The sequence below is a fragment of the Microbulbifer mixtoriginis (SeqCode) genome, from assembly GCF_052467945.1.
The window spans coordinates 4144771-4170988 of sequence record NZ_CP174328.1 but is presented as its reverse complement, the minus strand read 5'-3'; the positions used below and the strand labels follow the sequence as shown (position 1 = coordinate 4170988).

The following is a 26218-nucleotide window of genomic DNA, read 5'->3' as shown; positions in this document are numbered from 1 at the left end:
AAGGGCCGCAACTGCGGCCCTTTTCCGTTATGTCGAGTACACTCAGCCGATGACACAAAAAAGCCTTAATCGTGACACCATCGCCGCCGTCGCCACCGCACCAGGGCGCGGTGGTATCGGTGTAATCCGCCTCTCTGGCCCCAAAGCCCTGTCCATTGCCCAGCAAATCTGCGGGGATAAACCGCTCAAAGCGCGCTATGCCCATTACCGAAATTTTTTCCACAGTGAGCAACTGATCGACCAGGGACTCGCCCTATTCTTCCCAGGCCCCAACTCATTTACCGGAGAAGACGTGGTGGAACTGCAGGGCCACGGTGGCCCGGTCATTCTCGATCAACTGCTGAAGGCAACGATCGAACTGGGAGCACGCCAGGCACGTCCCGGGGAGTTTTCTGAGCGCGCCTTCCTCAACGATAAAATGGATCTCACCCAAGCCGAAGCCATCGCCGATCTGATTGATGCCGGTAGTGCCCAAGCGGCGCGCAACGCCATGCGTTCGCTACAGGGCGCTTTTTCCGACAAAATTGAAGACCTTGTGGAAAGTCTTACCCACCTGCGTATCTACGTAGAAGCCGCCATCGACTTTCCCGAAGAGGAGATCGACTTTCTCGCCGATGGCAGGGTGGCTGGGGATATTCAGGCCCTACTGGCACAAATGGCTGGCGTGGAAGCCCAAGCGCGCCAGGGCGCCATTATGCGCGAAGGTATGCGGGTGGCCATTGCCGGGCGTCCGAATGCCGGCAAGTCGAGCCTGCTCAATGCCCTCGCGGGGCGCAATACCGCTATCGTCACAGATATCGCCGGCACCACACGGGATATTTTGCGGGAAGATATTCACATTGACGGGATGCCCCTGCAATTCGCCGATACCGCCGGCCTGCGGGATGCGCCAGATAAAGTAGAGCAGATAGGCATCGAGCGCGCCTGGGAGGAGATTCACCAGGCGGATCGCGTGCTCCTGGTAATGGATGCAGAGCAACTTCACTCACTGGACCCGGCAGAGGCCTGGCCGGAATTTACCAACCAGCTACAGGACTTAGACAAGCTCACACTGGTACTGAACAAAATTGATCTCAGCGATTACAGTGCCGGGCTCCAAGCTCACACTGAAGGAGTGCCGGTTATAGCCATCAGCGCCAAGACCGGTGCGGGCCTCGAAGCACTGAAGGAGCATTTGAAACAGTCTATCGGCTTCAGTGGTGCTGCCGAAGGCACTTTTAGTGCGCGTAGACGCCATTTAGAGGCTCTTGAGCGCGCCCGTGCCTTTATTGAGCAAGGTTCCCAGCAGCTCCACAGCCATGGTGCCGGTGAATTACTCGCGGAAGACTTACGCCAAGCCCAACAGGCGCTAGGGGAGATCACCGGTGCAATGAGTGCGGACGAGCTGCTCGGAAAAATTTTCGGCAGCTTTTGTATCGGAAAATAAGAAGGTGTGGAGTTCCACACACTTATCCAATTGGGGGCGCTAGCTAATAGCGTCCTCTTCTCTTCCCTCCAGTACCTCCCCACTCTCCTTCTTCTTATTCTTATTCTCCTTCTGGCACAAGTTCCACACCTCTTGCTCACAGGAAGAGCCCAGATCTATCCTAGGTTGTTAAAAAAGTTCTATTTAATCCCCAGCTTTCCCGCATATTTTCCACGAAATAGGTGAGAAATAAGCTTGAGATAGCTGTTTAAATGGCTCTTAAGGGAAAGAAGTTATACATGTCCACGGGGATTTCCCGTGGATAAGCTTATTGGCAGTTATCTCACCATTAACCCACACCCATTCAATGGGTATATGCACAGATTTATACATTGCGTTCGACTACTCACAGGTATCCCCCAGAAAGTCTGGGTAAAGCACCACAGCCACTAGTCAAAAAAAACTGACTGTGGGCAAAAGAGGGGATAAGCACCTGCAAAATAGAATAATCGTATGATGATAACTTCCTAATAAGAGTAGATAGGGCAAAGTTGTCCCAAGTTTTCACAGCCTCATACCCCGGTTACCCCTGTGTCCACCAAGGGTTTGTCGGCAGGGTTTTCATCTTTATAACCTATTGTTTTTAAAGGTTTTTTTGTGCTTATACCGGGTTGCCGCAGGTCTAATAAAAACAATAAATATAAAAAAATACTCTTTAAGATATACATTTATTCATTAGTAAGAGTATTTAAGAAAGCAAGACAGTGTTTTGAAATTCATTCGATCAGAAGTTGATATTCAGGAAGGGGAGAGAAAGACAAAGGCAGAGCTTTCCTAAACGGCTTGAATAAAGCCAATTGCTGAGGACACTTACTGACTATAAAATGTGCGCCCCAAGTTGTAACCAGTAGCAGCCAATATGGAATTCCCTAAGACCTATGATGTGATCGTGATCGGCGGAGGCCATGCAGGTACCGAAGCCTCACTGGCAGCGGCACGTATGGGAGCTTCCACTCTGCTACTGACCCACAATATCGAGACCCTCGGGCAAATGTCCTGCAACCCGGCCATTGGCGGTATTGGCAAGAGCCATCTCGTAAAGGAGGTCGATGCCCTCGGTGGCGCTATGGCAACAGCAACGGACCTGGGCGGAATTCAGTTCCGGGTCCTCAATGCCCGCAAAGGCCCCGCAGTAAGGGCAACTCGTGCCCAGGCCGATAGAGCCCTGTATCGCGCCGCTATCCGTTCAATCCTGGAAGCACAGGAAAACCTGGAGATCTTCCAACAAGCGGCGGATGACCTGATTGTCGAAGGTGAACGGGTTGTGGGCGTTGTCACCAATGCGGGGGTGCGCTTTCGCGCCAAGACAGTGGTACTAACCGCCGGGACTTTCCTCGGTGGGCGTATTCACATCGGCTTGGATAACCACGCCGGCGGCCGCGCCGGAGACCCACCCTCGATTGCCTTGGCGGATCGTCTGCGCGAACTGCCTTTCCGTGTCGACCGCCTCAAAACCGGCACCCCTCCCCGTATTGATGCCCGCTCAGTAGATTTCAGTGAGTTGGAGGAGCAGTGGGGAGATAGCCCCACACCGGTGATGTCTTATTTGGGCAGCCGCGATCAGCACCCGCGCCAGGTCTGCTGCTGGATTACCCACACCAATGCCCGTACTCATGAAATTATCCAGGGGGGGCTCGATCGCTCGCCTATGTATTCCGGCGTGATTGAGGGGATTGGCCCGCGCTACTGTCCCTCCATCGAGGACAAGGTGCACCGCTTTGCGGACAAAGATAGCCACCAGGTGTTTATCGAGCCCGAGGGGCTGACTACCAACGAGCTGTACCCCAACGGTATTTCCACCAGTCTGCCCTTCGATGTGCAGATTGAGCTGGTGCACTCCATCAAGGGCTTTGAAAAGGCGCATATCACCCGCCCGGGCTATGCGATTGAGTACGATTTCTTTGATCCGCGCGATCTTTTGCCCTCCCTGCAGACCAAATTTATCCAGGGGCTCTACTTTGCCGGCCAGATCAATGGCACTACCGGCTACGAAGAAGCGGCCGCCCAGGGACTCCTGGCTGGCACCAATGCCGCCCTACAGGCGCAGGAGCGCGAAGCCTGGTCCCCGCGTCGGGATGAAGCCTACCTGGGCGTGCTTGTAGATGATTTGATCACCAGTGGCACCAAAGAGCCCTACCGCATGTTTACCAGCCGCGCGGAATATCGCTTGCTGCTCCGTGAGGACAATGCTGACCTGCGCCTGACCGAAAAAGGTCGCGAATTGGGCCTGGTCGACGATACCCGCTGGGCAGCGTTCAGTGAAAAGCGCGAGGCGATCGCTCAGGAAACCCAGCGACTGCAAGAGACCTGGGTGCACCCAAAGACATCCCAGGCCGCCTCCGTAGAAACCAAACTGCCGCAGCCATTGGCGCGGGAATACAGCCTGATGGACCTGCTGCGCCGTCCGGAACTGGGCTATCAAGATGTGGCGGGCCTCAAAGGGGAAGCGGTAACCGACGAGCAGGTTGCCGAACAGGTGGAAATTTCGGCCAAGTACGCCGGTTATATCGATCGCCAGCGCGAGGAAATTGAGCGCTTGCAGGCCTACGAAGATACCCCGATCCCGGCGGACTTCGACTACAGCGATATTTCCGGTCTGTCCAATGAGGTCAAGCAAAAGCTGGGAGAGACCCGCCCGGATACCCTGGCGCGGGCCTCGCGGATACCGGGCGTGACGCCCGCATCCATATCCCTGCTGCTGATCCAGTTGAAAAAGCGCGGGCTGCTGAAGCGCAAAAAAGCGGTATAAATCGGTTTTCCACAGGGTATCCCGCGAGGCCCTGCGGGGTTTGAGTTTCGCGGGACTACTGGGGGATAGACCCATTTCTCACTCAATGGAACAGTTTCGTCCGCGCCTGTTAGAGGCGGCGGCACAGATGTCGGTGGTACTCAGTGACCGGCAGCAGGATCAGCTACTGGAATACCTGGCGCTTTTTGCCCGCTGGAACAGTGCTTACAACCTGTCCGCCATACGCGACCCGGAGCAGATGCTGGAGCGCCATATTATCGACAGCCTCAGTGTGGTAAATCTCTGTGGCGAAGGCTCTTTGATCGATGTGGGTAGCGGTGGCGGCCTACCAGGGATTCCTCTGGCAATTGTGCATCCGGAGCGCGCCATCACCCTGCTCGACAGCAATGGCAAGAAGACCCGCTTCCTATTCCAAGTGGCCAGCACCCTGCCCCTGCCCAATATCACGGTAGTCAATGAGCGGGTAGAAGCCTTTGTGCCAGAACAGCCTTTTGCCGGTGTGGTGTCCCGCGCCTTTGCCTCCATCGAAGATATGGTCAATGGCAGTGAGCATATGTTGGCACCCAGGGGTCGTTTTTATGCCATGAAGGGCAAGCTGCCTGAGGATGAGTTGAGCGCTCTGCCAAAAGGCATTAAGGTCGAGCAGGTGCACCGGTTGTCGGTGCCTGGCTGCGACGGTGAGCGACATATGATTCAGCTCTGTCGCACAGAATAAGATGATAGTTTGGCGGGTTTGTCGCCCGCTCAATCCTACTCCCCTGTCGTGGGGCACAACAGCCGCCGCCCGAAGCCGAGCCGGCGTCGGGGCAAACGCACCCGGAAACAACAAAGGACAAGAATCTTGAGCAAGATATTTGCTGTGGCCAACCAGAAAGGCGGGGTTGGTAAGACCACTACCTGCGTCAACCTGGCCGCATCTTTGGTTGCCAACAAGCGGCGCGTATTGCTGATCGACCTGGACCCCCAGGGCAATGCCACCATGGGCAGTGGTGTGGATAAAAGTGACCTGGAGATGTCCGGTTACGATGTGCTGGCCGCTGAGTTACCCGTTGAGCAGGCCATTGTATCCACAGAGAGCGGTTTTGATTTGATCCCTGGCAACGGTGACTTGTCTGCGGCAGAGGTGGAGTTGCTGAATCTGGAGGGGCGCGAATCTCGTCTGAGCCGCGCTCTGGCAACGGTGAGCAATCGTTACGATTACGTGATTATCGACTGCCCGCCGTCGCTAAATATGCTGACGGTAAACGCCCTCTGTGCAGCTCACGGCGTATTGATTCCCATGCAGTGCGAATATTATGCCCTGGAGGGACTGTCAGCCTTGGTGGATACGATCACCCAGATCCAGCAGACTGCTAATCCGGACCTGAAAATCGAAGGCATCTTGCGTACCATGTACGATCCGCGCAACAGTCTTACCAGCGAAGTATCGGCGCAGTTGCAGGAGTATTTTGGCGATAGCCTGTATCGAACTTGTATTCCGCGCAATGTGCGCTTGGCGGAAGCGCCCAGTTTTGGCAAACCGGCATTGGATTACGATCGCCACTCCAAGGGCGCTATCGCCTACCTGGCATTGGCTTGTGAAATCAATCGCCGCCATCCCGCCAATCAATCTACTAAAAAGAAAAACCGCCCTATGGCGGAAGCGGTATAAGGGGTAATAACTATGGCCGCCAAACGCAAAGGACTGGGCCGGGGTTTATCCCACCTGATCAGCAGTAAAAACAGCACCGCGATCGCCGAGGCTACCGGTGAAGCTGAAACCGCCGTGGTCGACGGTGATTTGAAAGAATTGCCGATCGAGTTTTTGCAGCGGGGTCGCTACCAGCCTCGCCGGGATTTTCCACAGGAGTCCCTGCAGGAGCTGGCGGACTCGATACGCGCCCAGGGCATTATGCAGCCGATCGTTGTGCGCGGTATCGGTGAGCAAAGTTACGAGATTATTGCCGGTGAGCGGCGTTGGCGTGCCGCCCAACTGGCGGGATTGGAGAAAGTACCGGCGCTGGTGCGCAATGTTTCCGATGAAGCCGCCATCGCCATGGCATTGATCGAGAATATCCAGCGTGAAGACCTGAATCCGGTCGAAGAAGCTGTGGCCCTTAAGCGACTGCAGGATGAATTCAAGCTGACTCAGCAGGAAGTGGCCGATGCGGTGGGTAAATCCCGAACTGCAGTGACCAACTTACTGCGCTTATTGAGCCTCAGTGAAGAGGTGCGCACTTTCCTTGAGCGCGGTGACCTGGAACTGGGCCACGCCAAGGCCTTGCTCGGTCTCTCCGGTGCCACCCAGCGTTCCGCCGCACGTCAGGTTGTCGAGCGCACTCTCACCGTGCGCCAGACGGAAGCGCTGGTGCGTCGCCTGCAACAGCCGGCCACGCCGAAGCAGGAAAAGCCCAAGCCCGACCCCAATATCCGCCGCCTTACCGAGCGCCTGGCGGAAAAGGTCGGAGTGCCCGTCTCTATCGATCACAACGAAAAGGGCAATGGTCGCCTGGTGCTGAAATTTACCACTTTGGAAGAGCTGGACGGAATCCTTGCCCACCTCGGTTACGCCGAGGATTAAAGCCGTGGCGAAATGCGCGTCCTAGTGGCGCGCGCAATAACTGTTGGCAATTACTCACTGCGCCGAGTAATTCCGCGCAAAACCTCCCGAAAATCAAATAAGTTGGCGACATTTGCCGGTTGAATCGGCGATGCTGTTGCAGCATAATTCGCACGCCCAAATTTTGGGCGGACAGCGCACAGAAGTCGGCTTATCCCGTCTATGAGAAAACCCCCGGTATTACGAATTGCCGCGGTACAGCTTCTGCTGATATCGGTGGCCAGTGCGGTACTGCACGTGAGTGGCAAACCGGTGACGGCGCTTTCCGTATTTATCGGCGGTGCCCTATGTGCACTGCCCGGAGCATATTTCGGCAGGCGCGCCTTTCGCGATAGCGGTGCGCGCGCGGCCCATCGCGTGGTAGGCAATTTCTACCGCGCGGAAACCGGCAAATTTATATTGACCATGGCGGGTTTTGCGGCAGTTTTTGCCACCGTCAAGCCGCTGAATGCGGCAGCGCTTTTTATCAGCTACGTCTTCTGTGTGATCGTGCAGTGGATTATGGTGGCGCGCATGGTCCGCTAGCCGGTGGATAAGAAAAAAAGAATTCTTACTTTTACGATTGTTGAGGAAATATGGCGGGCGAAGCTCTAACTGCGACGGGGTATATCCAACACCACCTGCAAAATATGACTTACGGCAAGCTGCCGGCCGGGTACACCCGCGCCGATGGTTCTGTGCTTAGTGAGTCCACCTGGACTATGGCGCATTCCTCTCAGGAAGCCGCGGATATGGGCTTTTGGGCCCTACATGTGGATACCCTGGGTTGGTCTATCGGCCTCGGCCTGATTTTCTGTTTCCTGTTTGCCCGCGCTGCCAAAAAGGCCAGTGTGGACAAGCCCACCGGTTTCCAGAGTTTTGTGGAGCTGGTCACCGAGTTTATCGACAAGCTGGTTAAGGAAACCTTCCCCCACCGCAACACCATGGTTGCCCCGATGGCGCTGACCATTTTTGTGTGGGTATTCCTGATGAACCTGATGGACCTGGTGCCGGTGGACTGGTTGCCAATGGCTGCCGCCAAGATTTCCGGTAACGATCACCTCTTCTTTAAAGTGGTTCCGACTACCGACCCGAACGCCACTCTGGGTATGGCCCTGGCGGTGTTTGCACTGATGATTTTCTTCAGTATTCGCGAGAAAGGTGCCATCGGCTTCCTGAAAGAGCTGACTCTGCACCCTTTCCATACCGGCAAACTGTTCTTTGACATCCTGCTGATCCCGGTCAACTTCCTGCTGGAAGCAGTATCCCTGATCGCCAAGCCGATCTCCCTGGGCCTGCGTTTGTTCGGAAACCTCTACGCCGGTGAAATGATCTTTATCCTGATCGCGATTGTCTTTGGTGTTGGCGTCCTCGGCTTTATTGGTGCGGGTCTCCTGCACATGGGCTGGGCGATCTTCCACGTACTGGTAATCGTGCTGCAGGCGTTCGTATTTATGGTATTGAGCACCGTGTACATGGCGATGGCACACCATCGCGACGATGAGCACGAGCACGATCAATAAGTTTTTAACCCTTTTTTCGACCTTTACAACAACTCTTTAACTTTGATTTGGAGAACACAATGGAAGCATTAGGTCTGGTTTACATCGCAAGTGCACTGCTGATCGGTCTGGGCGCCCTGGGCACCGCTATCGGTTTCGGTACTCTGGGTGGCAAGCTGCTGGAAGGTTCCGCTCGTCAGCCTGAACAGGCTCCGGCTCTGCAGGGCAAAATGTTCCTGATGGCTGGTCTGCTTGACGCGGTTCCGATGATCGGTGTTGGTATCGCTATGTACCTGATCTTCGCCGTAGCTCCTGGTCTGGTTTAATTACGCCGTTCCAATTGCCCTTAACCCTATTTAAAGAGCAAGAGGTGTCGGTGTGAATATCAACCTGACTCTAATCGGCCAGTCGATTACTTTCCTGTTTTTCGTCTGGTTTTGCTGGAAGTTTGTTTGGCCGCCGCTTTTGGGCGTGATGAAAGAGCGTGAGCAGAAGATCGCAGATGGTCTCGCTGACGCCGAGCACGCGCAGAAAGATCTGGAACTGGCCAAGCGCAAAGCTGCCGAGCAGCTGAAAGAAGCCAAAGATCAGGCGAGCGAGATTATCGATGGCGCCAACAAGCGCGCTAATCAGATTATCGATGAAGCAAAGCAGGCTGCGCATGCCGAGGGCGATCGCCTGAAAGCTGCGGCTAAAGCTGAGATCGACCAGGAAGTGAATCGCGCTAAAGAGCAACTGCGCAGCCGTGTGGCAGACCTGTCTGTCCTGGGTGCGGAGAAGATTCTCGCGGTCAATATCGACGCTAAAGCGCACGATGACCTGATCGACAAACTGGCAGCCGAGCTGTAAGCGAGGAACCCCATGGCGGAACTCAGCACACTGGCCCGGCCCTACGCTAAAGCTGCATTTGCCTATGCGCAGCAAGCCTCCCACTTAGGTGGTTGGAGCGCTGCGCTGGAAACTGCGGCGGCGGTCAGCCAGAACGAAAAAGTGCGTGAGCTGCTGGATAACCCACAGCTCACCAGTGAAGAGCGCGCAGATAAATTCCTGTCGATCTGTTCAGACGAGCTCGGCGAGCACGGAAAAAATTTCATCCGGTTGCTGGCGGAAAACCACCGCCTGCAGCTGCTGCCGGAAATTTCCGAGCTGTTCGAAGAGCTGAAAGCGCAGGCGGAAGCCACCCTCGAGGTGGAAGTTGTTTCCGCGCACGCCCTGAGCGATGCACAGGCGCAAGCACTGGGCCAAAAGCTCAGGGCGAAGTTTGAACGCGAAATACATCTGCACAGCTCGGTGGACGAGAGCCTGCTGGGCGGCGCGATCATCCGCGCCGGTGATACAGTCATCGACGGTTCCGTACGCGGCCGTCTGGCCAAGCTCGCCGAGGCGATGAACTCCTAAATTACTCTCCCCGTCGGCGTCAGCCGGCGGGGGACTTGAGGAACAGAGCATGCAGCAACTGAATCCCTCTGAGATCAGTGAAATCATCAAGAGCCGCATCGAAAATCTCGATGTGAGCACTGAAGCCCAAAATGAGGGCACCATTGTTTCCGTATCCGACGGCATCATCCGCATCCACGGCCTGGCCGACGTGATGTACGGTGAGATGATCGAGTTCGAAGGCGGCGTTTACGGTATGGCGCTGAACCTGGAGCGCGACTCCGTTGGTGCTGTAATCCTGGGCGACTACAAATCTCTGGCCGAAGGTCAGAAGTGTCGTTGTACCGGCCGTATCCTGGAAACCCCGGTTGGTCCGGAACTGCTCGGCCGCGTTGTAGACGCGCTGGGTAACCCGATCGACGGCAAGGGTCCACTGAACAACAAGCTGACCGACGCGGTAGAAAAGGTAGCGCCTGGCGTTATCGCCCGTCAGTCCGTTGACCAGCCTGTACAAACCGGCTTGAAAGCGGTTGATACCATGATCCCGATTGGCCGTGGCCAGCGTGAGCTGATCATCGGTGACCGTCAGATCGGTAAGACTGCTGTGGCGATCGACGCCATCATCAACCAGAAAGGCACCGGCGTTAAGTGTATCTACGTTGCCGTGGGCCAGAAGCAGTCCTCTATTGCCAACGTAGTGCGCAAGCTCGAAGAGCACGGCGCTATGGACCACACCATCGTAGTGGCCGCTGGCGCCGCCGATCCGGCAGCGATGCAGTTCCTGGCTCCTTACGTCGGCTGTACCATGGGTGAGTACTTCCGCGACCGCGGTGAAGATGCCCTGATCGTATACGATGACCTGACCAAGCAGGCTTGGGCCTACCGTCAGATCTCCCTGCTGCTGAAGCGTCCGCCTGGACGTGAAGCCTACCCCGGTGACGTTTTCTACTTGCACTCCCGTCTGCTGGAGCGCGCTGCGCGTGTAAATGCCGACTACGTAGAGAAATTCACCAATGGTGAAGTGAAAGGCAAGACCGGCTCTCTGACCGCCCTGCCGATCATCGAAACCCAGGCCGGTGACGTATCCGCGTTCGTACCGACCAACGTGATTTCCATTACCGACGGCCAGATCTTCCTCGAGACCGATCTGTTCAACTCCGGTATCCGCCCTGCGATCAACCCGGGTATCTCCGTATCCCGTGTAGGTGGTGCAGCGCAGACCAAGGTGATCAAGAAACTGTCCGGTGGTATCCGTACCGCTCTGGCTCAGTACCGCGAATTGGCGGCATTCTCCCAGTTTGCCTCTGATCTGGACGAAGCTACCAAAGCCCAGCTGGATCACGGTGAGCGTGTAACCGAGCTGATGAAGCAGAAACAGTACTCTCCGCTGTCTATCGCGGACATGGCTGTTTCCGTTTACGCCGCCGACAAGGGTTACCTGAAAGAAGTAGAAGTTGCCAAGGTTCTCGATTTCGAAGCCGCCCTGCTCGCTTACATGAACAGCGAACACGCAGAGCTGATGGAGAAAGTGAACGCGACTGGTAACTACAACGACGAAATCGACGCAGCTTTCAAAGCCGCTATCGAGAAGTTCGTCGCTACTAGCAGCTGGTAAGAACTCCCTGGAGAGCGCGAAAGAGCGGCGTGTCCGCTCTTTCGGAATCTAACTTCCAGCGAACAAGGTAAATCACTATGGCAGGCGGAAAAGAAGTACGCACAAAAATTGCCAGCATCAAGAGCACGCAGAAGATTACTGCCGCAATGGAAATGGTTGCAGCCAGTAAGATGCGCAGGGCTCAGGATCGCATGGCACTGGGGCGTCCCTACGCCCAGCGCATACGCGCAGTGATCGGCCACGTCGCCAACGCTTCGGCCGAGTACCAGCATATTTACCTGCAGGAGCGCGAGGCCAAGCGGGTCGGTTTTATCCTGGTATCCACTGACCGCGGTCTCTGTGGTGGCCTGAACATCAACATGTTCAAAGCGGCCATTCGCGAGATGCAGGCATGGTCCGAAAAAGGCGTTGACGTAGAAGTCTGCGCAGTAGGTAACAAGGCGGCCAGTTTCTTTAACGCCATCGGCAGCAAGGTTGTCGCAGCAGTTCGCGACCTGGGCGATGCGCCCCAGGCCAACAAGCTGATTGGCTCAGTTAAGGTAATGCTGGATCGTTACGCAGAAGGCGATATTGATCGCCTGTTCCTGGTATCCAACGAGTTTATCAACACCATGTCACAGAAGCCGCGGGTTGAGCAATTGCTGCCGCTGCCGAAAGACGAAGATGAAAAACTCATGCACGAGTGGGACTACCTCTACGAGCCGGATCCGGTTGAATTGCTGGATGGATTGCTGGCTCGCTATATCGAGTCTCAGGTATACCAGGCAGTAGTTGAAAACAAAGCCTGTGAGCAGGCAGCGCGTATGATCGCGATGAAGAGCGCCACCGATAACGCCGGTGAGCTGATCGATCAGTTGCAGCTTGTCTACAACAAGGCGCGCCAGGCGGCCATTACCCAGGAACTGTCCGAAATTGTCGGCGGTGCGGCGGCGGTTTAATCCGCTGCCCCTAGCAGTAATGGTCAGCCTAGAAAGAATTTAAAGCTGAGGATCCGGAAATGAGTAACGGGCAAATTGTGCAAGTGATCGGAGCGGTCATCGACGTGGAATTCCCACGCGATTCTGTTCCGAATGTATACGACGCACTGGTGGTTGAGGACAAGAACCTCACCATGGAAGTGCAGCAGCAGTTGGGTGACGGCGTGGTACGCGCTATTGCCATGGGTTCATCCGAAGGTATCAGCCGCGGTCTGCCCGTGCGCAATACCGGCGCTCCGGTTTCTGTACCGGTAGGCCTGGAAACCCTCGGTCGCATCATGGACGTGCTCGGCAACCCGATTGACGAGTGTGGCCCTATCGGTGAGAAAGAGCGCTCCTCTATCCACCGCGCTGCACCGACCTACGAAGAGCAGTCCAGCTCTACCGAACTGCTGGAGACCGGCATTAAGGTAATCGATCTGGTTTGCCCGTTCGCCAAGGGTGGTAAGGTTGGTCTGTTCGGTGGTGCCGGTGTAGGTAAAACCGTAAACATGATGGAACTGATCAACAACATCGCTACCGAGCACTCCGGTCTGTCCGTGTTTGCAGGTGTTGGTGAGCGTACCCGTGAAGGTAACGACTTCTACTACGAGATGGCTGAATCCGGCGTTGTTGACCTGGAAAACAAAGCCAACTCCAAAGTGGCGATGGTTTACGGCCAGATGAATGAGCCGCCCGGCAACCGTCTGCGCGTAGCCCTGACCGGCCTGACCATGGCGGAAAAATTCCGTGATGAAGGCAAAGACGTACTGTTGTTCGTCGACAACATCTACCGTTACACCCTGGCCGGTACCGAAGTATCCGCACTGCTGGGCCGTATGCCTTCTGCGGTAGGTTACCAGCCGACCCTGGCGGAAGAGATGGGCGTTCTGCAGGAGCGTATTACCTCCACCAAGACTGGCTCTATCACCTCTATCCAGGCGGTATACGTACCGGCGGATGACTTAACTGACCCGTCTCCGGCGACCACCTTCGCGCACTTGGACTCTACTGTAGTACTGAGCCGTGACATCGCCGCCAAAGGTATATACCCGGCTGTTGACCCGCTGGATTCCACCTCTCGTCAGCTGGACCCGCAGGTAATCGGTCAGGAGCACTACGAAGTGGCTCGTGGCGTACAGTCTGTATTGCAGCGCTACAAAGAGCTGAAGGACATCATCGCGATCCTGGGTATGGACGAACTGTCTGAAGAAGACAAGCAGATCGTAGCCCGCGCCCGTAAGATCGAGCGTTTTCTGTCTCAGCCTTTCCACGTTGCGGAAATCTTCACTGGTGCACCAGGTAAATATGTTTCCCTGAAAGAAACCATCCGTGGCTTCCAGGGCATCCTGAACGGTGAGTATGACCACATGCCTGAACAGGCCTTCTACATGGTGGGAACCATCGACGAAGCCGTGGAAAAAGCCAACAAGACCAAAGGCTAAGCCAGAGAGGCATATACTATGGCCATGACAGTACATTGTGACATTGTCAGCGCCGAGCAGTCTCTCTTCTCCGGACTGGTGCAGATGGTGATTGTGAGTGGTATCGAAGGTGAGCTGGGTCTCTCCTACGGCCATGCGCAACTGCTTACCGCCCTGAAGCCCGGTCCGGTACGCATCATCAAGCCCGGTGGTGAAGAGGAAGTACTGTTCGTCAGCGGTGGCTACGCCGAAGTGCAGCCGAACATGGTTACCATCCTCGCGGATGTAGCCGAGCGTGAAATTGATGAGGAAGCCGCGCAGAAGGCCCGCGAAGAAGCGGAACACGCCCTGCACAAAGCGCCTTCTGAAGTTGATTATGCGCGTATCTCAGCCCAGCTGGCCGAAGCCGAGGCGCGTCTGCGCACTCTGCAGGCAATCCGCAAGGCGGCCGGCAAGTAAGTAGCGCTTACATTTGTGTAAAGCGCCTACTTCAAGGCGATAAAAAAGCAGCTTCGGCTGCTTTTTTTGCATCTTGAATAAGCCTCCCTGTAATTATCCCTATTCTTGTTTCTCTTCTCCGTGCCTTTTCTATACTGGATATTGGCCTAATTAGCCAAATGTATTCATTCAATTTAAAGTGGCGCTGATTTATGGTTTTCAATAAGTTGTATCAGGCCTCATTTCGAAAAATTTCGATTTTTCTGACATTTTTTTTATTGTTCTTGGGTGTAAATAGCCACTCTCAATTTTATGACGCCCCCACCCTCGCCGAATATCTCAGTAACACCAAGCCTTTTTATATTCCCGGTAATATTTTTGTCACAGGAATTACTCCTGAGAAAAATAGGGTGCCAAGCCACCTAAAAGAATTTGGGTTTTATCACTCTGGTTGGGATGAAGATGATATTCCTGAAGTCGCAAGATTCTCTACTTTCGTTGATATTTGGTACTTCGATAAAGACCTAATGGCAATTGCCAGGAAGCATGGGTTAAAGATCTGGGTGGCTTTGGCCCCTATTTTTTTTAAGGATTTTGGGAAAAGTAAGCAGGAGGATTATCTGGATAGATGGGAAAAAGCCAGGCAAGAGTTGCTGCCTTTTAAAGATATTATTTACGCTTTTGATCCGCTAGATGAACCCTTCCAAAGATCTCTGTTACCGGATAAAGATTTGAAAAATTACCTTGAGGAGATTGGAGAATTGATAAGGAGAGATTTCCCTAAGGCAAAACTTGCTATTACATTTACACACAACACTGTGAGTCAGGCTAGATTCCAGCTAATCGTACCAGAGAACTACAATTTATTCGGTGTTGATCACTATGTTGGGGTGAACTTTCAGGACGAAATTGTTGAAAAATTGATGCATAAAACTCAGCATATGGATGCTAAATATTATTTAATTCCGAGAGGGTTCAAGACCACTAATCGAGATTATGGAATTTTATCAGAGGCACAACTTATTTCTCGAGCTCGACAAGCTTATAACTTTGCTATTTCAAATTCCAAGGTGGAAGTGATGTTTCCTTTTCATTGGAAAGGATTTGCCGAAAATTCAAAAGAATATATTGGCGCCGAGAGTATGCCCAAATTACTCCAACAGTACGAGAGAATTGGTAGAGCAATTTCCAGGAATCGATAGAGAGGGTGGAGGATTAGTCGATGATAAAGAATCCTGATCATGTAACCATCGCTGTCACCAATTTGGAAAAAAGCCAAAAATTCTTTGAATTATTAGATTTTGAATTGGAGATCACTGATGTTATTTCAGGAGATAAAATCTCTAAATATCTGGAGGTCCCCAATGTTCAGGCAGACCATTTAACAATGGTTTTGAAGAATGCTGAGCCAAGATTTGAAATTCAGTTGTTACACTTCCGTACACCAAGGATATTTTCTGATTCCAATTTATTAAATCTGGCAAGACCTGGCTATAACCATCTTTGCTTGAGGGTTGATGATATCGAGTTTTCTGTGGACTACTTGAAGAAAAATGGAGTTCATATTCGTGGTCAGGTTATAGAGTATTTGAGCAGAAAGCTGGTATACATTGAGGGTCCTGAATACATCACGATAGAGTTGGCTGAATGGCTGTGATGAAAAAATAAGCCTTATCACCTTTTTACAAGATTAATTTTTTACAAGTTTATTCTAATCCCGCAACAAGAACTTCCCTACTGGCGTAAAAATCTCTCGAAAAATAATAGTATTAAAATAAACTATTCTCTCCGTTTTCAGGGAGAGAATCATGTCAGATCATTTGATTTTATATACTAACCCCCAGTCCCGCGGATGCATAGTGCGCTGGATGCTAGAAGAATTGGGCTTATCTTATCGTACAGAGGTACTTGAGTACGGTGAACCTATGAAGACCACCGAATACCTTACCATTAATCCAATGGGTAAGGTACCTACTCTGGTTCATGGTGAGAGAATTATTACAGAAGCTTCAGCTATTTGTGTTTACTTAGCGGAAGTATTCCCTGAGGCAGAATTGGCGCCAATGAATGACGATGAGAGAGCGAACTTTTATCGCTGGATGTTTTTTGCGGCTGGCCCTATGGAATCTGCCATTGTGAATAAATATATCTTTGGGGAAGAGGCCGGTGCAGACAAGCAGCTAATGCTCGGTTACGGTTCCTATCAGTTGGCATTAGACACACTTTCTAAGGTGATTAAGTCCGGACCCTATATTCTCGGTGAGCGTTTTACTGCAGCGGATGTTTATATAGGTGCCCAGTTAGAATGGGGGCTTCAGTTTGGCACTATAGAGAAGCGAATAGAGTTTCAGGAGTATGTTGAGTGCTTATCTAAACGTGAAGCTTTCCAGCGAGCGCATGCATTGGATAAAGCTCTAATAGAAGAGGTTAATGAAGTTTAGTTATCACTTTTTGAGATTACTATGTAAAGCCTCGCTGTACGAGGCTTTTTAATGCATGAGTGTTAAAGTCTGGAGACAAGTATTGGGTGTATTTGAAGTTCACCTGTAATTATTTAGAGTGAATAATTACCCCATATTTTATGATTTTTTTAATTTAATGGCGAGGCTAGTTAGGGCCTTGTTCAAGTCCAAAGCAGCTATCCTGAATGCTGTGTCGCGTCTTCCCATGATGTGATTTTTATCATCTCCCATTCTGATTTTCTATGAGTATCAATAGCGATAGACCCAAGAGTGAACGGGTGGTTTTGTGTGGACAGATGGATGCCAGCCTGCATGAATATGAACGTGATAGTCGCTCTCTGTTATGGTCATCTATTGCTGCGGGATTGGAAATTGGTTTTAGTTTTTTCTTGATGATAGCGCTGTTTAGCAGTTTTCATGAAGAGCTGGATAAATCGGCGTTACTCCTTGTGTTGTCGATGAGTTACCCGGTTGGCTTTATTTTGGTCATTATAGGACGCACGGATCTTTTTACCGAACATACGACATTGGCAATTTTACCAGTTACTAATAGAAGGCAGCGTTTGCGTAATCTGGGGCGTATCTGGGGATTCATTTATCTCGGCAATATGATTGGCACTTTTTTATTTGCGTTGATACTGGTGGGTTATGTCTCAGTCAGTCAAAACATTGTTTCAGCAGGTTTTGATTACTATGGTCAAAAGCTGATTAGTACGAATAATAGTGCGTTATGTCTTGGTGTAATTTTGGCTGGGTGGCTAATGGGTTTACTCGGTTGGCTGGTTTCATCCAGTACTGACACCATTAGTCGAATAATGGTTATTGTAATAGTGACCTTTCTAATCGGTCTGGGCAGTCTGCCGCATTGTGTAGCAGGAGCCGTAGCAATATTTAGTGCCTGGATAGGTGGTGATGGCTCGGTAGGTTTGATGGAAGTACTGCGCTTTCAAATCTTAGCCACGTTGGGTAATACCTTTGGCGGGGCCGTATTTGTGGGTCTTTTGAAATATGGCTATATCACCAATAATTTGCTCTAGCCGAAAACCCTCTTTAGTAGGGTTATAAGAGATAGGTAATTGGGCGCTTTGATAGTTCTCCGCGCCCTAGAAGTTGTATCCGGCGGAAGCCACCGGATACAAACTAAGACTCTGGGAATTAATGTACCCAGTGGTGGCGTTCCATTTTCTCTTGTACCGCCTCTGCCGTAGGAGCGGGCATAGCGCTGATAGGCAGGCGTTCGTGGAAGAATGCCAAGCGTTCGCCAGCACCGACTTCGTTCATGGTTTCTGCCTCGAACACACGGCCATTAATTACCGTGTAGGTAATGTTCTCTGACAGACGCAGGTTATCCAAGGGGTTGCCGTCAACCACGATCAGGTCAGCCAGCTTACCAGTCTCAATGCTGCCAATATCACCGTCCATACCCAAGTAGCGGGCACCATCGATGGTACCGGCGCGGAAGGCTTCCCAGGGGGTAAAGCCGCCCTGCTCCATCATCCACATCTCCCAGTGCGCTCCAAGTCCTTCGCGCTGACCGTGGGCGCCGATATGTACGGTGACACCTTCGTCGCGCAGCTGCTTGGCCTGACGGGCCACATTAAAGTGGTTGTAGTGGGCATCCGGCGCAGTGGGGCGACGGATAGAGCGGGGGTTAACGATAAAATCGGGGGTAAAGCGGGTCAAGCGCTCGTTCTTCCATACCTCGGTGCGGTCATACCAGTACTCCTCACCCCAGAGGCCGCCGTAGGCCACAACGAAGGTCGGTGTATAACCCACTTGGGTTTGGCTCCACAGTTGCTCCACATCGCCGTAGACATTGGCGATCGGCAGTGAGTGCTCGATACCGGTGTGCCCGTCCACAATCATGTTCATATTGTGCTGGTACTTACCGCCGCCCTCGGGCACTACCATAATGCCGGCTTCGCGGGCTGCCTGCAGCACTTGCTGGCGCTGGTCGCGGCGGGGCTGGTTGTAGCTCTTCACCGAGATGGCGCCCATTTCCTTGAGACGGTTGACGTGGAACTGAGCGTCCTCCAGGGAATTGATCTTGGCTTTGTAGCCTGGACCTTTGGCGCCATAGAGGATGGTGCCAGTAGAGAAAATACGCGGTCCGGTAATCAGACCGGCCTTTTGCATTTCTGCGGCGGAGAATATCTCGCTGCTGTCATTGGAGGGGTCGTGAATCGTGGTCACGCCAAATGCCAGACTGGAGAACAGGTTCCAGTTTTGCTGCGGGATAATTTCTTCGCGACCCTGAGCGCCGTGGGCATGAGCGTCAATCAGCCCTGGCAATACAGTTTTGCCGGTGATATCGATACGCTTCGCCTCGGCGGGAATTTCAACTTCTGCAGCTGGGCCCACCGCGACAATGCGGTTGCCTCGGAATAGAACCACGCCATCCTCGATAATTTCGCGGGTGTTCTCCGCATCGCGCATAGTGACGACTTTGCCACCGGTGAGGGCAACGAGGCCAGCGCGATTGTCGAAGGACTGCTCAAAGCTCAGGTCGATGCCTTCAGAAACCGGCTCTGGTAGTTCCTCCGGGGCACCGGCGACAAATTCGAAGGCGTCTTTCAGTTCGCGCTCGAACAGCTTGGGCCCGTGTGCCCAGCCTAGGGTGTCACTATCGGCGGACCAGTGCAGGTTTTCACCGGCGCGCTTGGATACCTGGGTGACTTTGACCGCTTTGCTATCAGGGCCGATCACCTCGGACTTGCCGGTGTGCATAAAGGGCGCGACGAAAGCTTTGAAGTCCTGGGTAAAGGCGACCCACTTGCCGTCCGGGGACAGGCGGAAGGAGGTAATCTCAGCGCCGTGCAGGTGCTCACGCTCATCTTTGCCTTCCAGGTTGCTGCTCTTCAATACGCGCTTGCCGCCGCCGGCGTGTTGGTACTCGGAGAAATAGATACGGTCCTCGCTGGCGCCAAAGTGCGGCTCATAGCCGGACTTCACAACCCGGCGTTGCCAGTTGCCGTCGACGTCTGCCAGGTAGATACCCGGTTCTAATGAGTACTCGGGGCTGAGCAGGTAACCGCCGGTAAAGCGGCGGTAGGCCACGGTGTCACCACTGGGGGAGAAGCTCGGCTCTACGTAGAGGCCGGGCTGTTTGGTGATGTTCTTGCCGCGACCGCTGCGGGCGGATACTACACGCACATGACCGAGTTTTTGGTCGTCCCAAGAGACATAGGTGATCTCGCGACCATCGCGGGACCAGCTGGGATAGAATTCAAAGTGGTTTTCCTGGCGGGTCAGCCGGCGGCGCTCACCACTGGCGATATCCTGAATATAAATCTTGCCCAATGCCTGGAAAGCGACCTGCTTGCCGTTGGGGGATTTTTGCGCCCAGCGAATCATTTTCACATCGAAGGTGTCCGGGGCTACTTCCACAGGGAAGCGCACCGCATCCGCGACCTGTTTCTCGACCTTCACATGAGCCGCAATCGGCGCAACGCTGTCGCCGTTGATGGAGATACGTAGGAATTTACCGCCAGTCCAAACGACCAATGATTCACCATCGGGCATCCAATCGTACTGCACATAGTTGCCGTGCGGGCCGAAGATTTCCTGCAGGTCGCGCTCAAGACCAGAATAAACCGGGGTTTCGAGGCCGGTGTTAAGGTCTTTCAGAAATAGGGAAGTCTGGTTGTCCTGGCGTCGGATAAAGGCCAGCTTGCTGCCGTCTGGAGAGGGTACAGGAGCTACTGCACCGCCGGGGCCGGAGATAAAGGTTTCCTCTTCACCGTCCTGCAGGTCGTAGCGCTTGATCGCAAAAATTTCCTTGGTCGAGTTCTTATTGTATTCCCATACGGTACCCGGTGTGGTGTCGATGGAGTAATAGACGTAGCGTCCATCTGGGGAGAAAGCCGGGTCGGCAATGTTTTTCTGGGCGATATCGCCACCGATACGCTCTTTCAGTTGGCGGCCTTCACCCCCACCATAGTGGTACATCCAGATTTCTCCGGCGGGAATACTGCGGCCGGACATAAAACCTTTACGTGCTACCAGGTACTGGCCATCGGGGCTCCAGTTGGGCGAGTGCAGCAGATTTTCCTTCTCTGTCGTGAGCTGACGAAGGTTGCCGCCATCGCGATCCATCAACCAAATGTTGTCGGCGCCGTCGCGGTCACTGATAAATACGATGTTCTTGCCATCCGGGCTAAAGCGCGGCTGCATATTCCAGGCGATTTCATTGGTCAGGGCTACTGCCTCGCCGCCTGCTACCGGCACTGTGTAGATATCGCCAAGCATATCGAACAGGATGGTTTTGCCATCTGGGCTGATATCCAGGTTGCTCCAGGTGGTCTCGCGGGTGTCCAACTGGATCGGTTTAAATTCGTAGGGCGGCTTGTTGATATCCCAAGATTGGGCTTCCGCCTTATCTCCTTCTTGTTCTTCAGCGCCTTCAGCTTCTGCTACGGCTCCCAGAGGCAGGGACAGCATAAGCGCTGCCAGAGCCAATAAATGGCGCCGTGGTTTTTTTTGCTCGATTGTATTCATGGACAATTTCCCTCCACCGCATTGTCTGCGTTGGCTCTGACTGTACTGTTGTAATGGGCAACGTATTGATCTTCAGGAGGCTAAATTACCGGGATCGCCGTCCGGCGGCAATCATGATGAGTTAAGCGACAAGCTGTTACATCGGGTTGAGTTACAACTGACTAGTAGCCACAATGCTGACAAATTTAAGGAGTTAGTGAGATTTCAGACCATTATGACTATTGACGTAGTAATTTTGGCTGCGGGCAAAGGTTCCCGTATGCGATCGGACTTGCCCAAAGTGCTGCACCCGATTGGCGGAATTCCCATGTTGGGGCATGTCATTGAGACGGCGCGACAGTTGCAGGGTGTTGAAATTACCGTGGTTGTCGGACACGGCGCAGACCAGGTACGTCAGCGCTTTGCCGATAGTGGTGTGAAGTTTGTTGAGCAGACGGAACAGCTGGGCACCGGCCACGCTGTGGCACAGGCTATCCCTCAGTTCCGCGAGGGTGCCACCGTGTTGGTACTTTATGGTGATGTGCCATTGGTCAGGGCGGGAACTCTACAGTCCCTGCTGTCGGCTGCGGATCATGGCCCAGCCCTGCTCTCGGTAGAAATGGCCAATCCGGCCGGTTATGGGCGCATAGTGCGCGATACGTCGGGTCGGGTGCGGGCGATTGTAGAAGAGAAAGATGCGGATGCCGATACACTGGCTATTAGTGAGGTGAACACCGGTATCCTGGCGGCGCCGGCAGATCTGCTGGCTCGTTGGTTACCTGAGTTGTCTTGTGAGAATGCCCAGGGCGAGTATTACCTGACCGATGTCATCGCACGTTCTGTGAGTGAGGAGATCGCGGTGACGGGCGAGCGTGCCAGTGACACGCTGGAAGTCGCCGGTGTCAACAGCCGCGCCCAGCAGGCTCAGATGGAGCGGGCCTTACAACATACCCGCGCAGTGGCACTGATGAATGCCGGTGTCACTTTGCTCGATCCAGCCCGGATCGACATCCGTGGCAGCCTCGAATGCGATACCGATGTATCCATTGATATCAACTGTATCTTCGAAGGTGATGTCTTACTGGGCAAGGGGGTACAGATTGGCCCCAATTGCCTGCTAAAAGATTGCCGTCTGGCGGATGGCACCCGTGTAGAGGCCAATTCTGTCATTGAAGGTGCCCATGTGGGTGAAGCTTGTACCATTGGTCCTTTTGCTCGCCTGCGCCCTGGCACCGAGCTGGCTGACGGAGCCAAGGTGGGTAACTTTGTAGAGACCAAAAAGGCCAAAGTGGGAGTCGGCAGCAAGATTAATCACCTCTCCTATGTAGGGGATTCAGTCGTGGGTGAGTCTGTGAATATCGGTGCCGGCACCATCACCTGTAATTACGATGGTGTGAATAAGTCCCTTACTGAAATTGGTGACGGCGCCTTTATTGGTTCCAATACCGCTCTGGTTGCTCCGGTGAAAGTTGGCAGTGGTGCCACCATAGGAGCGGGCTCCACCATTACCCGGGAGGTGGGTAGTGAAGAGCTGGCCGTTGCGCGGGGCAAGCAACGCAATATCACCGGTTGGGAACGTCCCATTAAACGAAATTAGTTTTTACCCTTCCTAAAAGGGGAAACCCGCTGGAAAATCGAATTCCGGCGGGATTTCACTCCTCCCACCCGGTGGGATATCTCCTTTCCATTAAACTTGCGCTTCGGGAACAAAAGGAATGGCCCGATGCACAAGCCCAGAATGCAGCTGCTCGCCAGCTTTGATATCGCTTCTTTACAGTATCTGGATGAGTCAGGACAGACTACGCAGGCGCTGCCCGATTTCGCTACCCCGGATACTCTGGTTTCCCTATACCGGCAAATGACCCTGGCGCGTATGGTCGATGATCGCGCGGTGAAGATGCAGCGCACCGGTCAACTCGGTACCTACCCATCCAGTCTTGGGCAGGAAGCGATCGGTGTGGGCGTCGGTGCCGCCATGGCAAAAGAAGACGTCTACTGCCCCAATTACCGGGAAACCGGTGCTCTTTTGGAGCGCGGTGTGCGTATAGAGGAAATCTACGCTATTTGGGGAGGAGATGAACGCGGCCAGAACTATCGCCACGTATGCGAGGATCTACCGCTAAGCGTACCTATTGCCACGCAAATGTTGCATGGAGCCGGCGTTGCCTTTGCGCTCAAATATAAACACGAGCAGCTGGGGGAGCCTATACGCGCGGCGGTTACCAGTGGCGGTGACGGCGCCACTTCCAAGGGAGACTTCTATGAGGCCATCAACCTGGCAGGGGATTGGAAGTTGCCGCTGGTGGTGGTGATCAATAATAACCAGTGGGCCATCTCCCTACCCCGTTCTGGGCAGACTGCTTGTAAGACCCTCGCGCAGAAGGCAATCGCCGCCGGTATCCCCAGTTTACAGGTTGATGGCAACGACGTTATCGCTGTGTATCAGGCCGTGTTGGAGGCGCTGCAACTGGCCCATGAAGGTGGCGGGCCTTCAATGATTGAGGCGGTGACTTATCGTCTGTGCGATCACACCACTGCGGATGATGCCAGCCGCTACCAACCACAAGAGGGCGTCAAAGAAGCTTGGGGTAGGGAGCCGCTCAGGCGGCTGAGAATCTATTTGGAAAGCCTGGGTATCTGGGGAGATTCACAGGAAGAGGAATTACAGCGGGAGTTGAAGGAGATGCTGGAGGAGGCAGTGCGGGTGTATCGGCAAACTCCTCGAGATAAGTCTACGGCTATTTTCGATCACCTCTATGGAACCTTGCCCGAGGCCTTTATCGAGCAATACCAACAATTGCAGGGGGACAGCTGATGGCGCAAATTACCCTGGTCGAAGCGATTACCCAGGCGCTCGCTTTCGAAATGCAGAGAGACCCCAAGGTGGTTGTTTTCGGTGAGGATGTGGGACTGAACGGCGGCGTTTTTCGTGCTACCGATGGCCTGCAGGCGCGTTTTGGCCATGAACGGGTACTGGATACTCCGCTGGCGGAAAATATGATTGCCGGGATTGCGATTGGTATGGCGGTGCAGGGCCTGCGACCGGTGGCGGAATTTCAGTTTATGGGGTTTATCTATCCCGGTCTCGATCAGATCCTCAGCCACGCCGCGCGCTATCGCAATCGCACTCGCGGCCGTCTCTCCTGCCCGATTGTCTACCGGGCCCCCTATGGAGGCGGAATCCATGCACCAGAGCATCATTCGGAGAGCACTGAGGCCCTGTTCGCCCATATTCCCGGATTGCGCTTAGTGGTGCCTTCCTCTCCGGCACGGGCCTATGGATTGTTACTGGCGGCGATCCGCGATCCTGACCCGGTTGTCTTTCTCGAACCCAAGAGGATCTATCGTGCTGTGCGCCAGGAAGTCGTCGACAATGGTGAGGCTCTGCCGCTGGACCGTGCCTTTGTCTTGCGAGAGGGCAGTGATATCACCTTGATCGCCTGGGGAGCTTCGCTGAAGGAGACCCTGCAGGTTGCCGAGCAGCTCTCCACTGAAGGCATCGAAGCGGAGGTGATCGATCTCGCCACTCTAAAACCCCTGGATATTCACACCATTATTGATTCCTTGGAGAAAACCCACCGCTGTGTCTTGATACATGAAGCCGCACGTTTTTGTGGTCTGGGTGCAGAGGTGGCTTCACAGATCAATGAATACGCCTTCGATCTATTGCATGCACCGGTACAAAGAGTAACGGGGTTCGATACGGTGATGCCCTATTACCAGCTTGAAGATGTCTACCTACCCGGTGTGCCGCGAATTATGACGGCGGTGCGGGAAGTGCTCGAATACGCAAATGGAGGGGCGGCATGAAAATTTTTACCCTGCCCGACCTCGGTGAGGGGTTGCCGGATGCAGTAGTGCGGGAATGGCATGTACATGAAGGAGATGAAATTATCGCCCACGAAAGCCTGGTAACCGTTGAGACCGCCAAGGCTCTGGTAGAAGTTCCAGCTCCATGGGGAGGCAGAATAGAGAAGCTGTTTGCAGAGCCGGATCAAACCGTCAATGTGGGTGAGCCCTTAGTGGGCTTTGTCGCTGAAGGCAGTAGCCAAGAGACATCGCAATCAGCAGTGCCTGCTGAAGCTTCTTCCCCCAAAGAGTCTGTCATTCAGGAAGAACCTGAAAAGGAAAAAGTGTGCGGCGCATCGGCACCTAGTCGGTCGCGGGCCGACAGTGGAACGGTGGTTGGGAAGCTCGAACAGAGTGAAGATGTCCTCGGCGCCGAGCAGGGCCTTACTGAGGGGCCTAAACGGCTGGCAACACCCTCGGTTCGTGCCCTAGCTCGGCGCCTGGGGGTGAATTTGGAAAAGCTCTCCACGGACGGGGGAGTGATCACAGCTGCACAGGTGCGCTCTGCCGCGGGGGCAAAATTTAGTGCCGCGGAAATAGCTACCGGTCAAGCTGAGCAAAATACAAGGAAGCCTTTGCCTGAGAGGGATTTGGTAAAAGCTCAAGAGCCTGGGGAAATTATGTCCCCGGCTCGGCGTGCCATGGGCCTATCCATGAGCCGCGCTAGGGACCAGGTGGCGCAGATTACCCTATGTGATGATGCGGATATCTCCAGTTGGTGGGGCAGCGAACCGGCATTATTGAGACTGATTCGCGCTGTGCAGTCTGCCTGTGCTGCGGAGCCTACCCTCAATGCGTATTTCCAAGATGATCAGCTGTCTCCTCAACAGCCCGTCAATATCGGATTGGCGGTAGATTCCCCGCGAGGCCTATATGTCCCTGTGCTCAAAGATGTAGCCACGCGATCAGATGAATCACTGATGGCCCAGGTGGCCGACTTCAAGCATCAGGCCAGGGAGACCGGAATCGCCCAGAGCGATTTGCAGGGCGCAACGATTCTCTTGTCCAACTTTGGTGCTATTGCCGGGCGCTATGCGACACCCGTTGTGTTGCCCCCTACGGTGGCCATTGTCGGTGCGGGCAGGGTTTGCCAAGGAGTCGTCGTCATAGACCGTTGGCCGGCTATGCGGCCACTGTTGCCGCTTTCTATTAGTGCTGATCATCGAGCGGTGACCGGCGGTGAACTGGCGCGCTTTCTCCAGGCGATGCTAGCCGCGCTTTCCACCTGAGTAGCGGCATCATTTCTGCTGTTTCCCTGTTGGGACTCTGCCTTTTTGAAATTCCTGTGGGAATTTATCTTTCATTTTGCTATCTTTAAGTTTCGAAA

General features: G+C 53.8%; 23 protein-coding genes. 22 read left to right on the top strand and 1 reads right to left on the bottom strand.

Annotated elements, in window-relative coordinates:
• Positions 1–49: 49 nt before the first annotated feature.
• From mnmE to ACJJIJ_RS18030, 18 genes are all read left to right on the top strand, one after another.
• The gene (gene mnmE, locus ACJJIJ_RS18115; protein ID WP_444938072.1) at positions 50–1426 is read left to right on the top strand and encodes a tRNA uridine-5-carboxymethylaminomethyl(34) synthesis GTPase MnmE; all 1377 of its coding nucleotides are present in this window, start codon (positions 50–52) and stop codon (positions 1424–1426) included.
• Positions 1427–2324: 898 nt separating this feature from the next.
• A complete protein-coding gene (gene mnmG / locus ACJJIJ_RS18110; protein WP_444938071.1) occupies positions 2325–4214 on the top strand; it encodes a tRNA uridine-5-carboxymethylaminomethyl(34) synthesis enzyme MnmG in 1890 nt (629 codons plus the stop codon).
• A gap of 85 nt (positions 4215–4299) precedes the next feature.
• A complete protein-coding gene (gene rsmG, locus ACJJIJ_RS18105; RefSeq protein WP_252083956.1) occupies positions 4300–4929 on the top strand; it encodes a 16S rRNA (guanine(527)-N(7))-methyltransferase RsmG in 630 nt (209 codons plus the stop codon).
• A gap of 126 nt (positions 4930–5055) precedes the next feature.
• Positions 5056–5865, top strand: coding sequence for a ParA family protein (locus ACJJIJ_RS18100; RefSeq protein WP_252083955.1), 810 nt, complete (start codon positions 5056–5058; stop codon positions 5863–5865).
• Between the two features lie 12 nt (positions 5866–5877).
• Positions 5878–6774, top strand: a complete 897-nt coding sequence (locus ACJJIJ_RS18095) for a ParB/RepB/Spo0J family partition protein (RefSeq protein ID WP_444938070.1) — start codon at positions 5878–5880, stop codon at positions 6772–6774.
• A gap of 201 nt (positions 6775–6975) precedes the next feature.
• The gene (locus ACJJIJ_RS18090) at positions 6976–7338 is read left to right on the top strand and encodes an ATP synthase subunit I (RefSeq protein WP_444938069.1); all 363 of its coding nucleotides are present in this window, start codon (positions 6976–6978) and stop codon (positions 7336–7338) included.
• Between the two features lie 50 nt (positions 7339–7388).
• A complete protein-coding gene (atpB, locus tag ACJJIJ_RS18085) occupies positions 7389–8315 on the top strand; it encodes a F0F1 ATP synthase subunit A (RefSeq protein WP_252083952.1) in 927 nt (308 codons plus the stop codon).
• A 59-nt stretch (positions 8316–8374) separates the two neighbouring features.
• Complete coding sequence (atpE, locus tag ACJJIJ_RS18080) at positions 8375–8620, top strand: F0F1 ATP synthase subunit C (protein ID WP_020413895.1); 246 nt, start codon at positions 8375–8377, stop codon at positions 8618–8620.
• Positions 8621–8672: 52 nt separating this feature from the next.
• Positions 8673–9143 carry a F0F1 ATP synthase subunit B gene (locus ACJJIJ_RS18075; protein ID WP_252083951.1) on the top strand — a complete coding sequence of 157 codons (471 nt, stop codon included), beginning with the start codon at positions 8673–8675 and terminating at the stop codon, positions 9141–9143.
• Between the two features lie 12 nt (positions 9144–9155).
• A complete protein-coding gene (locus ACJJIJ_RS18070; protein ID WP_252083950.1) occupies positions 9156–9692 on the top strand; it encodes a F0F1 ATP synthase subunit delta in 537 nt (178 codons plus the stop codon).
• Between the two features lie 49 nt (positions 9693–9741).
• A complete protein-coding gene (gene atpA, locus ACJJIJ_RS18065; RefSeq protein ID WP_152455988.1) occupies positions 9742–11286 on the top strand; it encodes a F0F1 ATP synthase subunit alpha in 1545 nt (514 codons plus the stop codon).
• Between the two features lie 77 nt (positions 11287–11363).
• A complete protein-coding gene (atpG, locus tag ACJJIJ_RS18060) occupies positions 11364–12224 on the top strand; it encodes a F0F1 ATP synthase subunit gamma (protein WP_252083949.1) in 861 nt (286 codons plus the stop codon).
• Between the two features lie 59 nt (positions 12225–12283).
• A complete protein-coding gene (atpD, locus tag ACJJIJ_RS18055) occupies positions 12284–13687 on the top strand; it encodes a F0F1 ATP synthase subunit beta (protein ID WP_252083948.1) in 1404 nt (467 codons plus the stop codon).
• A gap of 18 nt (positions 13688–13705) precedes the next feature.
• Positions 13706–14125, top strand: a complete 420-nt coding sequence (locus ACJJIJ_RS18050; protein ID WP_020413901.1) for a F0F1 ATP synthase subunit epsilon — start codon at positions 13706–13708, stop codon at positions 14123–14125.
• Positions 14126–14316: 191 nt separating this feature from the next.
• On the top strand, positions 14317–15306 hold the full coding sequence (locus tag ACJJIJ_RS18045) for a hypothetical protein (protein WP_444938068.1): 990 nt from the start codon (positions 14317–14319) through the stop codon (positions 15304–15306).
• Positions 15307–15326: 20 nt separating this feature from the next.
• Positions 15327–15761 carry a VOC family protein gene (locus ACJJIJ_RS18040; RefSeq protein ID WP_444938067.1) on the top strand — a complete coding sequence of 145 codons (435 nt, stop codon included), beginning with the start codon at positions 15327–15329 and terminating at the stop codon, positions 15759–15761.
• A gap of 151 nt (positions 15762–15912) precedes the next feature.
• A complete protein-coding gene (locus tag ACJJIJ_RS18035; RefSeq protein WP_444938066.1) occupies positions 15913–16545 on the top strand; it encodes a glutathione S-transferase family protein in 633 nt (210 codons plus the stop codon).
• A 263-nt stretch (positions 16546–16808) separates the two neighbouring features.
• Positions 16809–17603, top strand: a complete 795-nt coding sequence (locus ACJJIJ_RS18030; protein WP_444938065.1) for a formate/nitrite transporter family protein — start codon at positions 16809–16811, stop codon at positions 17601–17603.
• 118 nt (positions 17604–17721) lie between these two features.
• Here ACJJIJ_RS18030 and ACJJIJ_RS18025 read toward each other — a convergent pair whose 3' ends face one another.
• Positions 17722–21063, bottom strand: coding sequence for an amidohydrolase family protein (locus tag ACJJIJ_RS18025; RefSeq protein WP_444938064.1), 3342 nt, complete (start codon positions 21061–21063; stop codon positions 17722–17724).
• Positions 21064–21277: 214 nt separating this feature from the next.
• Between ACJJIJ_RS18025 and glmU the strand changes: the two genes are divergently transcribed.
• From glmU to ACJJIJ_RS18005, 4 genes are all read left to right on the top strand, one after another.
• Entirely contained in the window at positions 21278–22639 is a 1362-nt protein-coding gene (gene glmU, locus ACJJIJ_RS18020; RefSeq protein ID WP_252083942.1) for a bifunctional UDP-N-acetylglucosamine diphosphorylase/glucosamine-1-phosphate N-acetyltransferase GlmU, read from the top strand.
• A 126-nt stretch (positions 22640–22765) separates the two neighbouring features.
• Positions 22766–23857 (top strand): pyruvate dehydrogenase (acetyl-transferring) E1 component subunit alpha, encoded by a 1092-nt coding sequence (pdhA, locus tag ACJJIJ_RS18015; protein WP_252083941.1) that lies wholly within the window; start codon positions 22766–22768, stop codon positions 23855–23857.
• A complete protein-coding gene (locus tag ACJJIJ_RS18010; RefSeq protein WP_444938063.1) occupies positions 23857–24852 on the top strand; it encodes an alpha-ketoacid dehydrogenase subunit beta in 996 nt (331 codons plus the stop codon). The genes pdhA and ACJJIJ_RS18010 overlap by 1 nt, the downstream gene beginning before the upstream one ends.
• Complete coding sequence (locus tag ACJJIJ_RS18005) at positions 24849–26120, top strand: dihydrolipoamide acetyltransferase family protein (protein WP_444938062.1); 1272 nt, start codon at positions 24849–24851, stop codon at positions 26118–26120. Before ACJJIJ_RS18010 ends, ACJJIJ_RS18005 begins: the two co-directional genes overlap by 4 nt.
• The last annotated feature ends 98 nt before the right edge of the window (positions 26121–26218 follow it).